Source organism: Pseudomonas sp. GW821-FHT05D12 (genome assembly GCF_059419825.1).
Map to the genome: position 1 here is coordinate 597,150 of NZ_JBWKSN010000001.1, position 19,495 is coordinate 616,644.

Consider the following 19,495-nt stretch of genomic DNA (forward strand, 5'->3'; position numbering starts at 1 on the left):
TAAAAAAAGGTAAACCCCCCATGCGTATCCTTGTGGTTGAGGACGAGCAGAAAACCGCTGACTACTTGCAACAGGGCCTGACCGAAAGTGGCTATGTCGTCGATTGCGCTGCCAGCGGCATCGATGGCCTGCACCTGGCCAGGCAGCACACTTATGAACTGGTGATTCTCGACGTGAACCTGCCCAACACCGACGGTTGGGAGGTGCTGGAACAGCTGCGCCGCGACGGCAATCAACGCGTGATGATGCTGACGGCACGCGGCCGGCTGGCCGACAAGATCAAGGGCCTGGACATGGGCGCCGATGATTACCTGGTCAAGCCCTTCGAGTTTCCCGAACTGCTGGCCCGTGTGCGCACGTTGCTGCGGCGCAGCGAGCACATCCCGCTGCCGGACGTGCTGCGTGTCGCGGACCTGGAGCTGGACCCGCGCCGCCATCGCGCCTATCGCGGCAACCGGCGGATCGACCTGACCACCAAGGAGTTCGCCTTGCTGCACGTGTTGATGCGCCAGGCCGGCGAAGTAATGACCCGCACGCAGATCATCTCCCTGGTATGGGACATGAACTTCGACTGCGACACCAACGTGGTGGAAGTCTCCATCAGTCGCCTGCGCGGCAAGGTCGATGACCAGAGCGAGGTCAAGCTGATCCACACCATTCGCGGCGTCGGCTACGTGCTGGAGGCACGCCCATGAGGACCAGCAGCCTGTCGATGCGCCTGGGGCTGACGGTCAGCCTGATGGGCGCGGGCCTGGTCGTGCTGTTGGCGACCCTGGCTTACCTGGCGCTGACCCACGAGCTGGACAAGCTCGCGCGCAAGGGCCTGGAAAACAAACTGGAGCAACTGGAACACAGCCTCGGCCAGGACCTCAAGCCGCACGATATTGCCGCCCGCCCCCATTCGCTGCTCGACCTGGTGATGGGCCACGACAACATCTACCTGACCATCATCGGCGGCGCCCCCGATGCACCGGTGCTGCTCAGCGTCGGTGCCAAGCCCCAGCAACCGCTGTTGCTCGACGTGCCCGCCGGCAAGACCCTGGCTTACCTCAACTGGGTGGATGGGCGCGGCAATCGCATCCTCAGTGCCACGCGGCTGATGCCGTTGCGCAGCGGCGAAAATGTGCGCGTGCTGCTGTCGCTGGACCGCTCCGATGATGAGGCCCTGCTCAGTGCCTACCTGCGCTCCACGGTAATCGCGCTGCCGATGCTGCTGCTCCTGATCGGCATGGGCGCCTGGTGGCTGGTGCAACGTGGGCTCGCGCCGCTGCAGCAGTTCAGCCGCGTGGCAGCCAAGGTCAGTACCCAGGACCTGACACACCGTTTGTCGCTGGACAACCTGCCCAAGGAATTGGGCGAGCTGGCCGAAGGCATCAACTTCATGCTGCATCGCCTCGACGCCGGTGTGCAGCAGCTGTCGCAATTCTCCGATGACCTCGCCCACGAACTGCGCGCGCCACTGACCAACCTGATGGGCAAGGCCCAGGTGACCCTGTCCCGCGAGCGTCCCGGCGAGGCCTACAAGGCCGGGCTGGAATCCTGCGCCGAGGAAATGGAACGCCTGTCGCGCATCGTCTCCGACATGCTGTTTCTCGCCCAGGTCAGCCACCCCGCTGCACGGGCGGGTTTCGACGCGGTGTCGCTGGGTGCCGAAGCGCAGCGGGTCATGGCGCTGTTCGCCCTGAGCGCCGAAGACAAACGCGTGAGCCTGAGCCTGCGCGGCGACGCCTGGATCAAGGGCGATCGCCTGATGATCCAGCGGGCGATTTCCAACCTGCTGTCCAACGCGATTCGCCATACGCCCGAGGGCTCCACGGTCTTGCTGCTGGTGGAAAGCTACGACCACAGCGTCTCGCTGTCGGTGGGCAACCCCGGCCGTGGTATCGAAGCTCACCACCTGCCACACCTGTTCGAACGCTTTTACCGCGCCGACAGCAGCCGTACCCGCGCCGAGGGCGGCACCGGGCTGGGGCTGGCCATCGTGCAGTCGATCATGCGCCTGCATCAGGGGCACGCCGACGTCAGCAGCCAGCCCGGGCGCTTTACGCGCTTCGACCTGGTGTTTCCTCTTCCTTGCGATGCGCCCACTGGTACAGCGCCGGCAGCACCAGCAAGGTCAGTAGCGTAGAAGAGATAATCCCGCCGATCACCACCGTCGCCAACGGGCGCTGCACTTCGGCGCCGGTGCCGGTGGCCAGGGCCATGGGGATGAACCCGAGAGAGGCCACCAGCGCAGTCATCAACACCGGGCGCAAACGGGTCAACGCGCCTTCGTGGATCGCCACCGACAACGAACGCCCCTCCTCGCGCAGGTTGCGGATGAAGGCAATCATCACCAACCCGTTGAGCACCGCCACGCCGGACAAGGCAATAAAGCCCACCCCCGCCGAGATCGACAGCGGAATATCCCGCAGCCACAGCGCCATGATCCCACCGGTCAAGGCGAACGGAATCCCGGTGAACACCAGCAGCCCGTCCTTGAGGTTGTTGAACATCATGAACAGCAACCCGAACACCAGCAGCAGGGCGACCGGCACCACGATGCGCAAGCGCTCGGAGGCTTCCTTCAACTGCTCGAACTGGCCGCCCCAGGTGGTCCAGTAACCCGCCGGCACTTTCACCTGCGCGCTGATCGCCGTTTCGGCCTCTGCCACGAACGAGCCAATATCACGCCCACGCACGTTGGCGCTGACGATCACCAGGCGCTTGCCATTTTCGCGGCTGATCTGGTTCGGGCCGAGGACCAGGTCCAGGCTGGCAACCTGGGACAAGGCGATAAACCCCAACTGCCCGGCCGCGTTACCCGCCAGCGCCGGCACCGGAATCAACAGCCGCGACAGGCCGTCGATATCGGTGCGCAGTGCGTCGGACAAACGCACGACCATGTCAAAACGTCGGTCACCTTCGTACAACGTACCGGCCTGGCGCCCTCCCACGGCAACCGCAATGGTGTCCTGCACGTCGCCGACATTCAGGCCAAAGCGCGCGGCCTTGTCACGGTCGATATTGATGGTCAGCACCGGCAGGCCGGAGGTCTGTTCCACCTTCACCTCCGAGGCGCCCTCGAGCTTTTGCAGGGTCTCGGCGATTTCCCCGGCCGTCGCGTTCAACACCGCCATGTCATCGCCGAAGACCTTCACCGCCACGTCGCTGCGCACCCCGGATATCAGCTCATTGAAACGCAGCTGGATCGGTTGCGACAGTTCATACGCACTGCCCGGCACAATCGCACTGGCGCGCTGGATATCGGCGATCAGGGTTTCGCGGGACTTGTTCGGGTCCGGCCATTGGTCCTTCGGCTTGAGCATCACATAGCTGTCGGAAATGTTCGGCGGCATCGGGTCCGAGGCAATTTCGGCGGTGCCGGTACGCGCAAATACCCGCAGGATTTCCGGCACCTGGGCCATCAGGGTTTTTTCCAGTTGCTGCTGCATCTGCACCGATTGCGTCAGGCTGGTGCCGGGCACGCGCAAGGCCTGCTGGGCAAAGTCGCCTTCGCTGAGGCTGGGGATAAATTCGCTGCCCATGCGGCTGGCTACCCAGCTCGAGGCGAGGATGGTCAACACGGCCAGGCCGAACACCAGCGGACGACGCCCCATCACCCAATCCAGGACCGGCGCATACGCCCGGCGCGCGGTGCGCATCACCAGGTTTTCTTCCTCCTTGACCTTGCCGGTGACGAACAGGGCAATCGCGGCCGGCACAAAGGTCACCGACAGAATCATCGCACCCAGCAAGGCAATCACCACGGTGAAGGCCATGGGGTGGAACATCTTCCCGGCCACGCCGGTGAGGGCGAAGATCGGCAGGTACACGACCATGATGATCAGTTGCCCGAAGATCAACGCGCGGCGGGCTTCCTTGGCAGCGGCAAACACTTCATGCAGGCGCTCGCTGCGGGTCAGCAGGCGGCCGTGACGCTGCTGCGCATGGGCCAGGCGGCGGATGGCGTTTTCGACGATCACCACCGCGCCGTCGACAATAATGCCGAAATCCAGCGCACCGAGACTCATCAGGTTGGCGCTGACCCGGTTGGTGAACATCCCGGTAAAGGTGAACAGCATCGCCAGGGGAATCACCATCGCGGTGATCAGCGCCGCACGGATATTGCCCAGAAACAGGAACAACACCGCCACCACCAGCAGCGCACCTTCGAAGAGGTTTTTCTTGACGGTGGCGATGGCTTTTTCGACCAGGTTGGTGCGGTCATACACGGTGACGGCTACCACCCCTGCGGGCAGCGAGCGATTGATGCTCTCGAGTTTTTTCGCCACCGCCTGGGACACGCTGCGACTGTTTTCGCCGATCAACATGAACACCGTGCCCAGCACCACTTCACGGCCGTTTTCGGTGGCCGCGCCGGTGCGCAATTCACGGCCGATCTCGACCTGGGCGACATTGCGCACCCGGATCGGCGTGCCCTCCACGCTCGTGATGACGATATTGGCGATGTCGTCGATGGACGCCACTTGTCCCGGCGCCCGGATCAACAACTGCTCGCCGCTGCGCTCGATATAACCGGCGCCGACGTTGGCATTGTTGCGTTCAAGCGCCGTGACCAGGTCGCTCAAGGTCAGGTTGTAGGCCGCCAGGCGCTTGGGGTCGGGGGCGATCTGGTATTCCTTGGCAAAGCCGCCGATGGTGTTGATTTCGGCCACACCGGGCACGTTGCGCAGTTGCGGCTTGATGATCCAGTCCTGGATCACCCGCAGGTCTGTCGGTGTGTACGGCGTGCCGTCTTCCTTGAGTGCGCCGTCTTCGGCCTCGACGGTCCACAGGAAAATTTCGCCGAGGCCGGTGGAGATCGGCCCCATCGCGGTCTCGATGCCGGCCGGCAATTGTTCGCGAGCGGTTTGCAGGCGCTCATTGACCAACTGGCGGGCGAAGAACAGGTCGGTGCCGTCCTTGAAAATCACCGTCACCTGCGACAGGCCCGAGCGCGACAGCGAGCGGGTCTGCTGCATGCCGGGCAACCCGGCCATGGCGGTCTCGATGGGAAAGGTGATGCGCTGCTCGGTTTCCAGCGGCGAAAAACCCGCCGCCGCCGAGTTGATCTGCACCTGCACGTTGGTGATGTCGGGCACCGCGTCGATCGGCAGTTTCTGATAGCTGGCGATGCCGACACCGGCCATCAACAGCACCGCCAGCAGCACGATGATGCGCTGCTCGATGGCGAATTGGATAAGGCGCTCAAACATGAGAAATCACTCGCGGGATCAATGGGCGTGCTCGGCCGAGCCCTTGCCCAGTTCGGACTTGAGGATGAAGCTGCCAACCGTGGCCACTTGCGCCCCGGCATCGAGGCCTTGACGCACTTCGACGTAGCCGTTTTCACTCAGGCCGAGTTCGAGATGGCGCGTGATAAAACCGTCCGGGGTACGCACGAATACCGACGGTTTGTCCTCGACGGTCTGGATCGCCGTTTGCGGCACGGCGACCTTGGCCTGGTAGGTGTCGGTGGCCAGTTGCACCGTCACGAACAGCCCTGGGCGCCAGGCGTCGTCGGGGTTGGGCACCGTCACACGCACGGTGGCGGTGCGCGTCTGCTCGCCGAGTAAATTGCCGACATAAGCCACGCTGCCGAGTACCTCGGTGCCCATTTCGGTGGAGCTGACTTTCACCGGCTTGCCGAGCCGGACCTTGTTCAGATCCTTGGGAAACACGCCGAAGGTGACCCACACCTGGGACAGGTCCGAGAGGGTGAACGCGTTGCTGGTTTCGCTGACCACCTCGCCGACACCCAGGTGTTTTTCCACCACCACCCCGGCGAAAGGCGCCCGCAATTCATAGCGGTTGCCGCCCACCAGCACGGCGCTGCCGCTGAGGGCCGTCATCTTTTGGCGGGCATTGTTCAGGGCAATTTCGGCCTCTTGCAGGGTCTGGCGCGCCAGCAGGTAGTCCTGCTCGGCGGAAATCTTGTCCTGCCACAATTGCCGCTCGCGCTGGAAGGTCGTGCGCGCCAGTTCGACCCGCCGCTCACTGGCGGCCAGCTCACTGCGCTGATCGGAAATCTGCTGGCTGGCGATCACCGCCAGCAGCTCGCCTTTCTTCACCGATTGCCCGAGATTGACCCGCACCGACTCCACCACCCCGGCCGCACGCGGCACGATATGCGAGGTGCGGTCCTCGTCGAAACGCACCTCTCCCGGCAGCGTCAGCAACGTGCTGATCTGCCGGGGCTGGGCCTGGGCGAGCTGAATGCCGGCTGCTTCGATCTGCTGCTCGGTGAGTTCAAGTTTGCCTTCCTCTTCCTCGGCGCCGGCTACGCCAGACAGCATCAGGCCCAGGGCGACGGCAAGCGCCACGCCGTGTCGTTTGTTCATAAGCCACTCCAGAAAAAATCAAAACCGGGCGAGGTCGCCGTAAATCCGTTCGATACGCACCCAGGCCTCGGTGGCCTGGGCGGTTGCCGTGAGGTATTGGGTGCGGGCCGCAATCAGCGTGCGCTGGGCGTCCAGCACCTCGAGGAAGTTGAACTTGCCCATTTCAAAGCCCCGCGTGGCACTGTCCACCGCGCTTTGCGCAGCCGGCAGGATCTGCTGGTTGAACGCGCGCACTTCGGTATTGGCGGTGTGCCACAGGTCCAGGGCCTGGCGGATTTCGGTGCGCAAGCGCAGTTCGGCGGCGTTACGCAGGTCGCGGGCCTGGTCGGCGCGGCGGCTGGCGGCGAGGACATTGCCCTGGTTGCGATTGAACAGCGGGATCGGCATCGACACGCCCACCAGGTTGACCCGCTCGCGCACGCTGGCGTCGTACTGGCTGCCGATGGACACATCCAGGTCGGGAATACGCTGGGCTTTTTCCAGGCCCACGCTGGCTTCGTTCTGCAGGATCTGCAGTTCGGCCAGGCGCAACTCGGCGGTCTGTTCCAGGCGTGCGAGCAATTGACTCGCCGGCGGTAATGAAGGGGTGGACTGAGGCTGTGTGGCGACGGCCTGGAAGTCGGTCGACGCGCTGCCGGTACTCGCGGCCAGACGGCGGTAGGCGTCGGTGAGGCCCATCTGCGCGCGGTTGAGTTCGAGGCGAATCTCTGACAGCTGCACCTGGGCGCGCGTGGCCTCCACCGGCGACGACTTGCCAGCGCTGACGCGCCCGTTGGCGACCACCAGGCCACGCTCGGCCAATGCCATGGAACGTTGCGCCAGGTCGAGGCGTTCCTGGGCGCGAAGGGCGCCGTAATAGCTGTCGATCACCTCGGCGCGCAGCGTGTTGCGCCGCTGCTCCAGGGTCAGCGCTGCGGCATCCTGGGCACGCGTGGCCACGTCAATGCGCGCACCGCGCTTGCCGCCCAACTCGAGGGTCTGGCTCAGTTTGATCGTGGTGGTGCGCGTATCGCGCCGCGTGTCTTCGGCATCCCAGGACGCCACCGGGTTGGGGATCAAGCCCGCCTGCTGGCGACCGCCTTCGGCGATGTCGATATCCCACTGCGCGGCGGCAAGGTCGGGGTTGTTGGCGAAGGCGGTTTGCAGGGCTGCATCGAGGGTGAGGGTCTGCGCCTGGGCCACCGCAGCGACGCCCCACAACGCCACCGCTCCCAACAGTGTTCTAACAGAAATTGCCATAACGAAAGTTCCACGCCCATGAAGTCGCTGAGGTTTCCCAGCGGGGGGCAATGTAGCTTTCGGTACTTATCAGGGCGGTGGGCAGAACATTACAAATCCGTTAGCCAGGATCAGGCGTGCACCTCGTCATGTTCGTCGTGCACAAAACCGTCGCCTTCGACTTGGACGGTAGCGTGGGAAATATCGAATTGTTCATGCAGCATTTCCGTCACCTGGCTGAGGATCTTGTGCTCAGTGTCCAGCGCCGAATCGGTCACCAGATGTGTGCTCAGCACGTTTTTGCCGCTGGTCAGTGCCCAGATGTGCAGGTCATGCACATCCTTGACCCCGGGAATGGCGCGAATGGCCTGCTCCACCTGGTCGATATCGATACCGTCCGGCACGCCTTGCAGCAGTACGTTCATGCTTTCCTTGAGCAAGCTCCAGGTGCGCGGCAGTACCCAGAAGCCGATGGCTGCCGCCACCAGCGAGTCGACCCAACCCCAGCCCGTCAACATGATCACCACCGCCGCGATCATCACGCCGATGGAGCCGAGCATGTCGCTCCAGACTTCCAGGTAGGCACCCTTGACGTTCAAGCTCTCGCCGCTGGCAGCGCTGAGCAGGCGCATGGCGATCAGGTTGACGATCAGCCCCAGCACCGCAATCACCAGCATGCCGGTGGACTGGATTTGCGCAGGCGCCTGTAGGCGTTGATAGGCCTCATACAGAATGTAAAACGCCACGGCGAAAAGCAGCAGTGCATTGAAAGCGGCTGCCAGGATTTCAAACCGCGCATACCCAAAGGTGCGCTTGCGGTCGGCGGCGCGCTTGGCGACCTGAATGGCCACCAGGGAAATCGCCAGGGCCAGGGCGTCGGTCATCATGTGGGCGGCGTCGGACAGCAGCGCCAGGCTACCGGTGACAAAGGCGCCGATGACTTCGGCAATCATGAAGCTGGTGGTCAGCCCCAGGGCGAACCATAACTTGCGCTCGTGGCCCGCGCGGACTTGGGCGTGGCTGTGTCCTGCACTCATGAGCAACCCTCGTGATGTTGGTGGCGGCAGGCGCTGGCGTGCCGGCTCCCACAGGTGTGTGGGTGAGCATAGAGCTATAGGCCTGACTCATTGCCATAGGTTGCACAATTGTCATCGGCGGGCCATTGGCACGTTATTGTCGAGCGCACCAAAATCGCACAGGTACGCTCTGGAACCGTTGTATCAGGTATGCTTTTCGAGCAGGAAACAAAAAGAAACAATTTCCCCAACCTGTTCGATAAGGAGTCCCGTTTTGGAGTTATCGACTGCCGCGTGGATGGTTCACGACACCCGCCTTATGTTCTGCGTCCTGTTGGCCATCGCCAGCATCATCGTGCTGATCAGCGCGACCAAGTTGCCACCGTTTCTGTCGATCCTGATCGGCACCTTTATCGCCGGGGTCGGTGCCGGACTGCCGCCGGAAGAAGTGGCCAAGGCCTTCAGCAAAGGCGCCGGGGCGATCCTCGGTGAAGCCGGGATCATCATTGCCCTGGGCTCGATGCTCGGCGCACTGATGGCGGAATCCGGCGCCGCCGACCGCATCGCCACCACCCTGCTGGGGTTGGGCAAGGGCAAGTCGCTGCCATGGGTGATGGCGCTGGTGGCGATGGTGATCGGCCTGCCGCTGTTCTTCGAAGTGGGCCTGGTGATGATGGTGCCGATCATCTTTGTGATGGCCAAGCGTTCGAACCAGCCGCTGCTGAAAATCGCCATTCCGGCGCTGGCGGGCATGACCACCCTGCACGCCTTGATGCCACCGCACCCCGGGCCGCTGATTGCAGTGAGCGCGTTGCACGCCGACCTCGGCCTGACCATGCTGCTGGGCTTCTGCCTGGCGGTGCCGGCGGTGATCCTCGCCGGCCCGCTCTACGGCAACTGGCTGTCCAAGCGCCTGCACGTGGATGAGCCGGCCGACATCGGCGCACTGTTCAGTGCACCGCCCAAGGCGCCGCGCCAGCCGAGTTTTGGCGTGTCGCTGTTGATCATCCTGTTGCCGGTGATTCTGATGCTCGGCAGCACCTTGGCCAAAGTCGCCCTGCCGGCGGAAAGCACCGTGGGCCTGACCCTGAAATTCCTCGGTGAACCGCTGATCGCCCTCGGCCTCGCGGTGATAGCCGCCGTGATCTGCCTGGGCTGGGCCGCCGGCATGCCGCGCGCCGAAGTCGGCAACACCCTGCGCAAAGCCCTCGCGCCCATCGCCGTGCTGCTGCTGACCATCGGCGCCGGCGGCGGCCTCAAGCAAACCCTGCTCGACGCCGGCGTCAGCCAGACCATCAGCAAAGTCGCCGAAGGCGCCCACATGCCGTATCTGTTGCTGGCCTGGTTGATTGCCGTGGCGTTGCGCCAGGCCACCGGCTCGGCGACGGTCGCCACGACCACCACGGCCGGTATCCTCGCGCCGATGATGGCCGGGTTGGCCGCCACCCAGAGTTCATTGGTGGCACTGGCGATTGGCGCCGGCTCGGTGTTCTTCTGCCACGTCAACGACGCCGGGTTCTGGATGGTGCGTGAGTACTTTGGCCTGCAGTTGAAGCAGACGATCTGGGTGTGGTCGGTGTTGCAGACGATTGTGTCGGTCGTCGGCCTGATCGGTACCCTGCTGCTCTGGCACTTTTTGACCTGAGTTTCAGCCAACCAGGGTGTGGCGCTTGCCAAACAGCGCCACACTTCCCACCCCCACCGCGCCCATCACCACGCAATACCCCACGCAAATCCACGGGCTGGTCGGCATCAGCGCAATCAGCAGCAGAGGCGTAGTGCTCGCCCACAGTGCATAGGCGATGTTGTAGGTGAAGGAAATTCCCGACACCCGCACCGGCGCCGGAAACAGCCCGACCATCACCGAGGGCACCGCGCCCACCACCCCGCAACTCAAGCCCGCCACGGCGTAGGCCGCGCCGAGCCACACGCCCCCGTTGATCAGGCTGGCGTAGAGCAGCGCGACCCCCAACGGCAGCAACACGCTGTAGACCCGCACCGCGCGCCAGGCGCCGATGCGGTCCACCAGCAGGCCGGCGAGGATGCAGCCGATGTTCAGGAAGACGATGCCCAGTGCGCTCAAGGCGAAGGTGTGGCTGGGGCTCATGCCAAAGGTTTTCTGCATCATGGTCGGGGTGATGACCACCAGCACGACCACGGCCGAGGTGAGCACGCAGGTGAGGACCATCGCCGGCAGCAGCACGGCGCGATGGTCGCGCAATACCGTGCGCAGCGGCAGTTCGGCAGCCGCGTGGCGGCGGGCCTGCATTTCGAGGAATACCGGGGTTTCACTCAGCCAGCGGCGCAGCCACACGCCGATCACGCCGAACACACCGCCGAGCAGGAAGGGAAAACGCCAGGCGTAGTCGAGGATTTCGACCGGGGTGAAGACTTGTGCCAGCAGCGTAGCGGTCAGCGCACCGAGCAGGTAGCCAAAGGTCAGGCCGGCCTGCAGGAAGCCCAGGGCGTAGCCGCGATGATGCGGCGGCGCGTGCTCGGCGACGAACGTCCAGGCGCTGGGGACTTCACCGCCGACCGCGGCACCTTGCAGCACCCGCAGCACCAGCAGGATCAGCGGTGCGAAATAACCGATTTGCGCGTAGGTGGGCATGATCCCCATCAGCAGGCAGGGCAACGCCATCATCAGGATGCTCAGGCTGAACACGCGCTTGCGCCCCAGGTGATCGGCAAAGTGCGCCATCAGGATGCCGCCCAGCGGGCGTGCCAGGTAGCCGGTGACGAAGATCCCGAAGCTTTGCAGCAGGCGCAGCCACTCGGGCATTTCCGGCGGGAAAAACAGCTGGCTCAGGGTCAGCGCGAAGAATACGAAGATGATGAAGTCGTAGATTTCCAGCGCGCCACCGAGGGCGGCCAGGCCCAGGGTTTTGTAGTCGGAGCGGGAAAAACGCTGCGCCTGTGGAGAAAAGGTGGCAGTCATGTGATGGCTCGGCAGACAAACAAAATGGCGTGCAGGTTATGAGCTGGGCCGGATGATGGCAATCGCGGCAGATATATTTGTTTTCCTCATGGATCGATGAAGATAACTGCATTCCCATATGAATGGCCGTAGCGGAACATGCCGTAAAACTGCCAACACCATAATAAATACAAGAGGAAAGACTCGTGGCCGATGCTATCGAAGAAAGCCGCTATGCCCGATTTGCCCTGCGTTGTTCCAATTTCGCCGAACGCTGGTTCCCCGACTCCTGGGTGTTCGCCGCCCTCGCCGTGATCATCGTCGCCGTGGCGACCCTGGGCATGGGCGCCGCGCCGACCGAGGCCGCCAAGGCCTTTGGTGATGGGTTCTGGAGCCTGATTCCGTTCACCATGCAGATGGCCTTCGTGGTGATCGGCGGCTACGTGGTTGCCAGCTCGCCGCCGGCGGTCAAGCTGATCGACCGCCTGGCGCGCATCCCGAAGAGCGGCCGCTCCGCCGTGGCCTGGGTGGCGTTGATTTCGATGGTGGCGTCGCTGCTCAACTGGGGCCTGTCCCTGGTGTTCGGCGGTTTGCTGGTGCGCGCACTGGCGCGTCGTACGGACTTGCGCATGGACTACCGCGCAGCCGGTGCGGCGGCCTATCTGGGCCTGGGCGCGGTGTGGGCGCTGGGGCTGTCGTCGTCGGCCGCGCAACTGCAGGCCAACCCGGCCAGCTTGCCGCCGTCGATCCTGTCGATCACCGGGATGATCCCGTTCACCGAGACCATCTTCCTGTGGCAATCCGGCGTGTTGCTGCTGGCGCTGATCGTGGTCTCGCTGATCATCGCCTATGCCACCGCCCCGGGCCCGAACAGCGCGCGTGACGCCAAGGCCTGCGGCGTCGACCCGGCTTTCAACCTGCCCAAGCCGCAGCCTCCCACTCGCCCGGGCGAATGGCTCGAACACAGCCCACTCCTGACCGTCCTGCTGGCGCTGCTGGCGGCCGGTTGGCTGTTCCATGAGTTCTCGACCAAACCGGCAATCAGCGCGATTTCGGGTCTGAACACCTACAACTTCCTGTTCATCATGGTCGGCGCCCTGCTGCACTGGCGCCCGCGCAGCTTCCTCGACGCAGTGGCCCGCGCCGTGCCAACCACCACTGGAGTGCTGATCCAATTCCCGCTGTACGGCTCGATCGCCGCCCTGATGACGGTGGTCAAGGGCGGCGACGGCCAGACCCTGGCGCACCATATCTCGACCTTCTTCACCTCCATCGCCTCCCACGACACCTACGCCCTGCTGATGGGCGTGTACTCGGCGGTGCTGGGCTTCTTCATCCCGTCGGGCGGCGGCAAGTGGATCATCGAAGCGCCCTACGTGATGCAAGTGGCCAATGACTTGCAATACCACCTCGGCTGGTCGGTGCAGATCTACAACGCGGCCGAGGCGCTGCCGAACCTGATCAACCCGTTCTACATGCTGCCGCTGCTCGGGGTATTGGGGCTGAAAGCGCGAGACTTGATCGGCTTTTCGTTCGTGCAACTGCTGGTACACACGCCGCTGGTGTTGTTCCTGCTGTGGGCACTCGGGACGACACTGAAATATCTCCCCCCCGTCATGCCGTAGGTCACAGCTTCAAGCTTCAAGCCTCAAGCCTCAAGCCGCAAGCCTCAAGCTGGTAGCTTGTAGCTTGTAGCTTGTAGCTTGCAGCTGCCTTAATTCCGTCACATTGCGTTGCTACCGTCCTGCGAAATATCTTGCAACAATCTCCCGCAAGGACTCCCCGCAATGAGTGACGAGCACGAAGACCGCCCTGCCCCAGATTCCGCAGCCCAACCGCCGGTAGACACCAGCCGCCGGCGCTTCCTAGGGGGCGCGGCGGTATTGGGGGTCGGCGCGACCTTGAGTGCTTGTGGCAATACCGGCGAAGCCCCGGGTAAACCGGTGACGCGGCCACTGACCCCGCAGGAGTTGGATAAGGCGTTGCGCGACCAGGTGAAAACCGTGGTGGTAATCTACGCCGAGAACCGCAGCTTCAACAACCTGTTTGCGGATTTCCCCGGCCTGGAGAAGCCGCTGTCGGCCCTTTCCGCCGGCCAATACCAGCAGCGCGATCGCGATGGCAGCCTGTTGACCACCCTGCCCCCAGCTTGGGGCGGCGTGCTGCAAGTCGGCCCGCAAAGCGTGGACGGGGTGACTTATCCCAACGAGGTGCAGTTCCAGGAAAACCTGCCCAACGCGCCGTTTGCCCTCAAGGGTCCGAACGCCGAGGACCTGCCCCTGAGCCTGGTCACCCGCGACTTGTGGCACGTGTTCTACCAGAACCAGATGCAGATCAACGGCGGCAAGAATGACGGTTTCGTCGCCTGGGGCGACTCCGGCGGCCTGGTGATGGGCCATTACGCGCAGAGCCGCTATTCCCTGCGCCTGTGGGACGTGGCCAAGGAGTTCGTGCTCTGCGATAACTTCTTCCAGGGCGCGTTCGGCGGCTCGTTCCTCAACCACCAATACCTGATCAGCGCCACTGCGCCGTTTTATCCGAATGCCGCGCAATCGGTGGCCAAGGCGCAGATTGCCACGCTGCAAAGCGAGGATCCCACCGACCCGCGCCTCAAGCCGCTGGACAAGTCCCCGGCCAGCGCCATGACCGGCCCGCCGCAGTTCGGCCCCAGTGCGCTGACGCCGGACGGCTACGGCGTAAACACCCTGGCTCCGCCCTACTGGCCAACCTGGATCCGCGACCCGGAAAACCCGGACTATTCCAAACCCGACCTGCCCAACGTGCTGGTGCCGCAAACCCACGAGCACATCGGCGACAAGCTGTCGAAAAAGAACATCGACTGGGCCTGGTACGCCGGCGCCTGGCAGGCCACGCTGGAGCAGTTCAAGGATTCGGGCGGCATTCCGAAAATCCCCAACTTCCAGTACCACCACCAGCCGTTCAACTACTTCAAGCAGCAAGGTCCCGAGCACCGCGCAGAGCGTGACAAGCGTCTGCGTGACGGCGGCTTGGGCGATGAGTCCAGCACCAACAAGTTCTTCGCCGACGCCCAGGCGGGCAAGCTGCCGGCCGTGAGTTTCTACAAGCCCCAGGGCAACCTGAATATGCACGCCGGCTATGCCGACGTGGCCTCCGGCGACCGGCATATCGCCCGTGCGTTGAAGGTGCTGCAGGAAAGCCCACAGTGGAAAAACATGGTGGTGGTGGTGACAGTCGATGAAAACGGCGGCTGGTGGGACCACGTGGCGCCGCCCAAAGGCGACCGCTGGGGCCCGGGCACGCGGATTCCGGCACTGGTGGTCTCACCCTTTGCACGCAAAGGCACGGTCGACCATACGGTCTACGACACCGCGTCGATCCTGCGGCTGATTACGCGGGTTTTCCAGTTGGAGACGCTCGACGGTCTCAAGCAGCGCGATGACGCGATGATCGCCCGCGGCCAGAAACCCATGGGTGACTTGAGCAATGCGTTGCAGTTCAACGTGTAGGCTTCTTATCCAATAGCGACACGCCTGGCGATTTAGCACGCATTTTCCTGGTCAGCCGCTACTGTTTGAAGGGTGGCGCTTTCATCCCGCGCAGACGGGCCTTCGCTGACAAGGAATCAAGCATGTTTAAACCGACCAGGCTGTCCTGCACCCTGGCCGCACTGCTGGCGAGTGCGGTCGTACAGGCTGATATCGAGGTACCACTGGGCAGCACGCAACGCGTCACCCAGTTGTTCGCCTTCCCCAACAATTGCAACGTGATCTGCTTTCGGCCATGGACGCTGGAGCAGACCGTGGAGCATTACCTGAACCAGAGCCTGCAGCGTGACGGTTACAGTCGAGCCAAGGTCAGTGTGAAGACCCATGACGACCAGCTCTCGGCCACCTTCAGCGGTGTGCCCGACGACTATGGCAAGCCACTCACCGCGCTGCTCGACACCGCCGACCTCGCCTACCAGGGCGCCAGCAAGCTCAACAGCGACGGCAAGTGGGCCTACAACTGGTACCTGTTCCTGCCGCTGGGCATGGCCCTGGAAAAACGCAAGAGCATCGAGTTGCTGCATTTCCCTCCGGATTACTCGCTGACCCAGGCCCAGGACTACCTGGAATCGGCCACCTCCGACCGCTGGGCCACGTTGCTCACTGACAATGGCGTGCCGGCCGGCGAAACCCCGGCCTACCAGACCATCATCGATATCGCGCCCATTGCAGCCCCGTCCACGGCGGGCAAGGACCTGGAAAACGTCTACGACTACTTCACCGACTACCAGACGCGCATGGTCCGGGAGCTGAGCCTGCCGGCCAACGGCTCGTTACCGATGGTGGCGTTCGGTTCGCCGGTGCGCGCCTGGATCAAGCAACAATACGGGCCGTCCGTGGCGGTACTGGGCCTTGTGCAGATCAGCCCGGCCGCAGGCAAGAGTGTCTCGGTACTGGGCGCCAATCACCCGAGCTACATCTGGTATGCGGCGGACCCCGCCAGCTATGACGGCAATGAACAAAAAGCCGATGAAGCCGGCCTGACGGTGATGGGCCAGGACCTGAGCGCAGCCTGCTGGCAGGCCGGGATGGGCCAGAAACCGGCGAGTGATCCCAATGTGCTGCTCAAGGCCTGCATGAACACGTGGCAGGTCACGCGTAAGGAGCAGACCTGCGAGCTGTTCTATACCTCGGTGCGCAACCTGTCGCCGGAAAAGGCGAATGCCAAATGCGCCACGCCCGCGATCAAAGCCCAGCTCAGGCAGCTGAAGAATGCCGCCCCCGCCCCGGAAATCAGCGTCCCCGCCCTATAAAGCGCACAAAAAAAATCCGCTGGCTACTGTCAGGTTTGACAGTAGCCAGCGGATCGATCTTCGGCGAATCTTGTGCCGCCCCCATCTGCTGCAAGACTGGTAGTCAGCCACCATCCGCAGGTCCATGCAGCCCACCAAGGAGAGTCATGAAAACTCAGGCCATGGATAAGGCTAAAACGGCTGCAAATGACTGCCTGTACCCCTTCAAGACACTGCTCGTTGAGCAAGGCTATCCGTCGTATCGGCATTTCCAGGTCATGCAGGGTAGCGACAGTACCGGCAGCGGGGTCAAGGCACGCATCGCGTTTGACGGACGCATGCGAATTGCCCAGGTCTCCGGCTACGCCGTGAGCGAGCGGCGCCCGCACACGTTGCAACTGTCGCCGCGCATCCATTTATACGACTGCTGGTTCTGCGGCCTGCTCAGGCACTCGTGCAATCCGAATGTGTTTTTCGACACCACCTACCTGGAACTCTGGACCGTACAGCCCATAGGCGCCGGCACCCCGTTGACCCTGGATTACGCCAGCACCGAGGATGCGTTGTTCCGGCAGTTCAAGTGCCATTGCGGCGAACTGAACTGCCGGCGCTGGATCACCGGTCGCGACGAACCCCTGAATGCCGAGGGCCAGCAGTTCATGGTGCAGTGGCGCGAGCGCAAACGGCCTTAGGCTTCGCCCAAGGGGCGCAGGCGATACTGCGGCGGCAGTTGCTCGAAACCACTGATGGTGGTGTTCAGGCTCTTCCAGCGGCCGTCCTTGATGCCATAGATGCAGCCATGGATCGACAGGCTCTGCCCACGGTGCCAGGCATTTTGCACAATGCTGGTGTGGCCGACGTTGGCGACTTGCTGGATCACGTTGAGCTCGCACAGACGGTCGACGCGCTCCTCTTCGGTGGGTAACTGCGCCAGCACGTCACGATTTTCGTAGTAGAGGTCGCGAATGGTGCGCAACCAGCCATCGATCAGGCCGAACTGGCGGTCCTGCATCGAGGCGCGCACGCCGCCGCAGCCATAGTGGCCAGTGACGAGGATGTGTTTGACCTTGAGTACGTCAACCGCGTACTGGATCACCGACAGGCAATTGAGGTCTGTGTGCAGCACCACGTTGGCCACGTTGCGGTGTACGAACAGATCGCCCGGCAGCATGCCGACGATCTCGTTGGCCGGTACGCGGGCGTCGGAGCAGCCGATCCACAGGTATTCCGGGGTCTGCTGGCGGGCGAGCTTGGCGAAGAATTCGGGATCTTCCTGTTTGATCGCATCCGCCCAGCGTTCATTGTTATCAAGCAGGTCTTGTAGTTCGTTCATCAGGGAAAGCCTCAGGAATGATGCGCAGCTTTGACAGACGACCGCTCGTCCGGGTCACGCCGCCGCGAAAGAATACCGATTGCCAATTAGCTTGAATCTTTAGCGAACGACGCCTGTCCACACACTATAAGCCCCACAGCATGAGGATTGGCCATGACTGAATCACGACGTCCCTACGGCGCTACGCAGCCGGAACCGATTGATGACAACGAAGACCGCATGGGCGAGATGCGCGAGCTGGACTTTGACCAGGAAGAGCCGACGGCGGAGATCGGCGAGGAAATCCCCCGCCGTGAGCGTGAGCACTTGATGCCCGACGAGCGGGTGCGCGAGGCCGGGTTGACCGGGGCTTCAACCGATGATCATGAGTCGACGGATGATGATATGAGCCCGGAAACGCTGATCCATGAAGACGGCGCGCGGGATGCCCAGGAAGCCGGCGAAGGTGAGCAGGCGGATTGGGACCTGAGTATCGTCGATGAAGACGAGATTGGCGGCGGCAATGGCCTGGATGAGGCTGAGCTGGCGGATATCGACCCGGTAGACGGCAACCGCTGATACCCCGTCAACCTGTAGGAGCCCGGCTTGCGGGCGAGTGCGTCGTTGAGATCGCCATCGCCGGCAAGCCGGGCTCCTGCATCAATCGACCAGGGTGCAGGCCATCACGACCGCATCCTCACGGCCACCTACGGCGGGGTAATAGTCCCGACGACGGCCGATTTCATTGAAGCCATAGCGTTCATACAGGCGAAACGCGCCGGTATTGCTGTCGCGCACTTCCAGGAAACATTCGCGGGCATTGGCGGCATAGGCGCGGGACATCAGGTGTTCCAGCAGCGCCAGGCCGAGGCCACGCCCCTGGTTTTCCGGCTTGACGGTGATGTTCAGCAAATGCGCCTCATCGAGGATGATCTGCACCACGCCGTGGCCCACCTGCTGCTCGCCTTCGAACATCAGCCAGATCTGGTACTTGCCCAGCCCGTCAAGAAAGATCCCGCGGGTCCAGGGATGGCTGAACGCCGCGTATTCGATTTTCAGCACGGCGTCGAGGTCAGCCTCGGTCATCGGGCGGAAGGATAAAGCCTCACTCATCGGTTGTTTTCCAGCGCGCCATCAGCCGGCGCATGGCTTGCCAGACATCAGCCTTACGCTGTGGCTCTTCCATTAATAATTCCAGGCCCGGCAGGGCCCACACGGAGCCCAGGCCTTCGACCTGCAGCTCGCGGTACCAGGACTCGGCATTCGCTTCGCCGGCAAATCGTACGGCGGGCAGGCCGATCAGCCACAGGCACACGCAGGGTTCATCCTCCAGGCGCGCCGAGACAAAACCCTGGACAAAATCCCGCGCGGCTTCCGGGCCCTGGTCCATGGTGCCGCGTACCAACAGCGGCCAGCGCACCGGATCGCCGACGATCTGCGGACTGTCGGGCAGGCCGGCGGCGCGCAGCATGTCCTTGAGCAGCATGTAGGCAGGATCGCGCGTCTGGAAACGCTCGCCGGTGGGCAATTCCACCAGCAGCAGGCAACGCCCGGCGCGCAGCAATTGCAGGGCAAAACGCGGCGGCGGAACCACCGCAGCCTTGACCACCGGCGCGGCTTCTTCAGCCACCACCGGCTTGGCCACCGGTGACGGGCGTGGCACTTCGATCTTGGCCCGCTCGACCGCCGGACGCGCCTCGGGAGCGGGCTTTACCACCGCGACCGGCGCGGCAGCCTCCTCGCCGGACGCTTGCAAGGCCTCATAGGGCTCGAACGCCTCCAGCAGCTCGGGCCGCGACGGCGCGGCAAACGGCAGTTCGGTGCGGGGCAGCCAATTGACCACCTGCATGGCGGTCAAGTAAGCGCGACGTCGGGACTCGATAAGCACAGCTCGGCCACTTGTGGATAAGTTAAGAGCGGGGATTCTACCGCTGTTCGGTAACAATCGCC

16 protein-coding genes are annotated in these 19,495 nt (G+C 63.4%); 8 read left to right on the plus strand and 8 right to left on the minus strand.

From position 1 onward, the window contains the following. Positions 1–20 precede the first annotated feature (20 nt). Together AC07SI_RS02815 and AC07SI_RS02820 are read left to right on the plus strand one after the other, a co-directional pair. A complete protein-coding gene (locus AC07SI_RS02815) occupies positions 21–695 on the plus strand; it encodes a heavy metal response regulator transcription factor (protein ID WP_065900428.1) in 675 nt (224 codons plus the stop codon). Next, entirely contained in the window at positions 692–2,128 is a 1,437-nt protein-coding gene (locus AC07SI_RS02820) for a heavy metal sensor histidine kinase (protein ID WP_495005034.1), read from the plus strand. Before AC07SI_RS02815 ends, AC07SI_RS02820 begins: the two co-directional genes overlap by 4 nt. Here the strand turns inward: AC07SI_RS02820 and AC07SI_RS02825 are convergent. The 4 genes from AC07SI_RS02825 to AC07SI_RS02840 all read right to left on the minus strand — a co-directional run bounded on the left by AC07SI_RS02825 (position 2,043) and on the right by AC07SI_RS02840 (position 8,578). Next, positions 2,043–5,198 carry a CusA/CzcA family heavy metal efflux RND transporter gene (locus AC07SI_RS02825; protein ID WP_495005035.1) on the minus strand — a complete coding sequence of 1,052 codons (3,156 nt, stop codon included), beginning with the start codon at positions 5,196–5,198 and terminating at the stop codon, positions 2,043–2,045. The two genes, AC07SI_RS02820 and AC07SI_RS02825, sit on opposite strands and share 86 nt — an antisense overlap. A gap of 18 nt (positions 5,199–5,216) precedes the next feature. Then, positions 5,217–6,323 (minus strand): efflux RND transporter periplasmic adaptor subunit, encoded by a 1,107-nt coding sequence (locus AC07SI_RS02830; protein ID WP_495005036.1) that lies wholly within the window; start codon positions 6,321–6,323, stop codon positions 5,217–5,219. 18 nt (positions 6,324–6,341) lie between these two features. After that, positions 6,342–7,562 carry a TolC family protein gene (locus AC07SI_RS02835; RefSeq protein WP_495005037.1) on the minus strand — a complete coding sequence of 407 codons (1,221 nt, stop codon included), beginning with the start codon at positions 7,560–7,562 and terminating at the stop codon, positions 6,342–6,344. 110 nt (positions 7,563–7,672) lie between these two features. Continuing rightward, positions 7,673–8,578 (minus strand): cation diffusion facilitator family transporter, encoded by a 906-nt coding sequence (locus AC07SI_RS02840; RefSeq protein WP_213554146.1) that lies wholly within the window; start codon positions 8,576–8,578, stop codon positions 7,673–7,675. A gap of 253 nt (positions 8,579–8,831) precedes the next feature. Here AC07SI_RS02840 and AC07SI_RS02845 point away from each other — a divergent pair, with 253 nt between their 5' ends. Further along, positions 8,832–10,202 (plus strand): GntT/GntP/DsdX family permease, encoded by a 1,371-nt coding sequence (locus tag AC07SI_RS02845; RefSeq protein ID WP_106805243.1) that lies wholly within the window; start codon positions 8,832–8,834, stop codon positions 10,200–10,202. A gap of 3 nt (positions 10,203–10,205) precedes the next feature. Here the strand turns inward: AC07SI_RS02845 and AC07SI_RS02850 are convergent, their stop codons facing one another. Beyond that, a complete protein-coding gene (locus AC07SI_RS02850) occupies positions 10,206–11,495 on the minus strand; it encodes an MFS transporter (RefSeq protein WP_495005038.1) in 1,290 nt (429 codons plus the stop codon). A gap of 185 nt (positions 11,496–11,680) precedes the next feature. On the opposite strand from AC07SI_RS02850, the gene AC07SI_RS02855 reads away from it, so the two are divergent. The 4 genes from AC07SI_RS02855 to AC07SI_RS02870 all read left to right on the plus strand — a co-directional run bounded on the left by AC07SI_RS02855 (position 11,681) and on the right by AC07SI_RS02870 (position 16,925). Then, positions 11,681–13,099, plus strand: coding sequence for a short-chain fatty acid transporter (locus AC07SI_RS02855; protein ID WP_495005039.1), 1,419 nt, complete (start codon positions 11,681–11,683; stop codon positions 13,097–13,099). Between the two features lie 162 nt (positions 13,100–13,261). Further along, positions 13,262–14,962 carry an acid phosphatase gene (locus AC07SI_RS02860; RefSeq protein WP_201143483.1) on the plus strand — a complete coding sequence of 567 codons (1,701 nt, stop codon included), beginning with the start codon at positions 13,262–13,264 and terminating at the stop codon, positions 14,960–14,962. A gap of 122 nt (positions 14,963–15,084) precedes the next feature. Then, a complete protein-coding gene (locus AC07SI_RS02865) occupies positions 15,085–16,254 on the plus strand; it encodes a hypothetical protein (protein ID WP_495005040.1) in 1,170 nt (389 codons plus the stop codon). 146 nt (positions 16,255–16,400) lie between these two features. Further along, entirely contained in the window at positions 16,401–16,925 is a 525-nt protein-coding gene (locus AC07SI_RS02870; protein WP_495005041.1) for an SET domain-containing protein-lysine N-methyltransferase, read from the plus strand. On the opposite strand, the gene can is transcribed toward AC07SI_RS02870, so the two are convergent. Beyond that, positions 16,922–17,566, minus strand: coding sequence for a carbonate dehydratase (gene can, locus AC07SI_RS02875; RefSeq protein WP_025856499.1), 645 nt, complete (start codon positions 17,564–17,566; stop codon positions 16,922–16,924). The genes AC07SI_RS02870 and can overlap by 4 nt on opposite strands. Before the next feature lie 153 nt (positions 17,567–17,719). Between can and AC07SI_RS02880 the strand changes: the two genes are divergently transcribed. Next, the gene (locus AC07SI_RS02880; protein ID WP_106805246.1) at positions 17,720–18,124 is read left to right on the plus strand and encodes a serine kinase/phosphatase; all 405 of its coding nucleotides are present in this window, start codon (positions 17,720–17,722) and stop codon (positions 18,122–18,124) included. Between the two features lie 81 nt (positions 18,125–18,205). On the opposite strand, the gene rimI is transcribed toward AC07SI_RS02880, so the two are convergent. Beyond that, entirely contained in the window at positions 18,206–18,658 is a 453-nt protein-coding gene (gene rimI, locus AC07SI_RS02885) for a ribosomal protein S18-alanine N-acetyltransferase (RefSeq protein WP_003188286.1), read from the minus strand. Then, positions 18,651–19,394 (minus strand): energy transducer TonB, encoded by a 744-nt coding sequence (locus AC07SI_RS02890; RefSeq protein ID WP_065900407.1) that lies wholly within the window; start codon positions 19,392–19,394, stop codon positions 18,651–18,653. The genes rimI and AC07SI_RS02890 overlap by 8 nt, the downstream gene beginning before the upstream one ends. Positions 19,395–19,495: the final 101 nt, after the last annotated feature.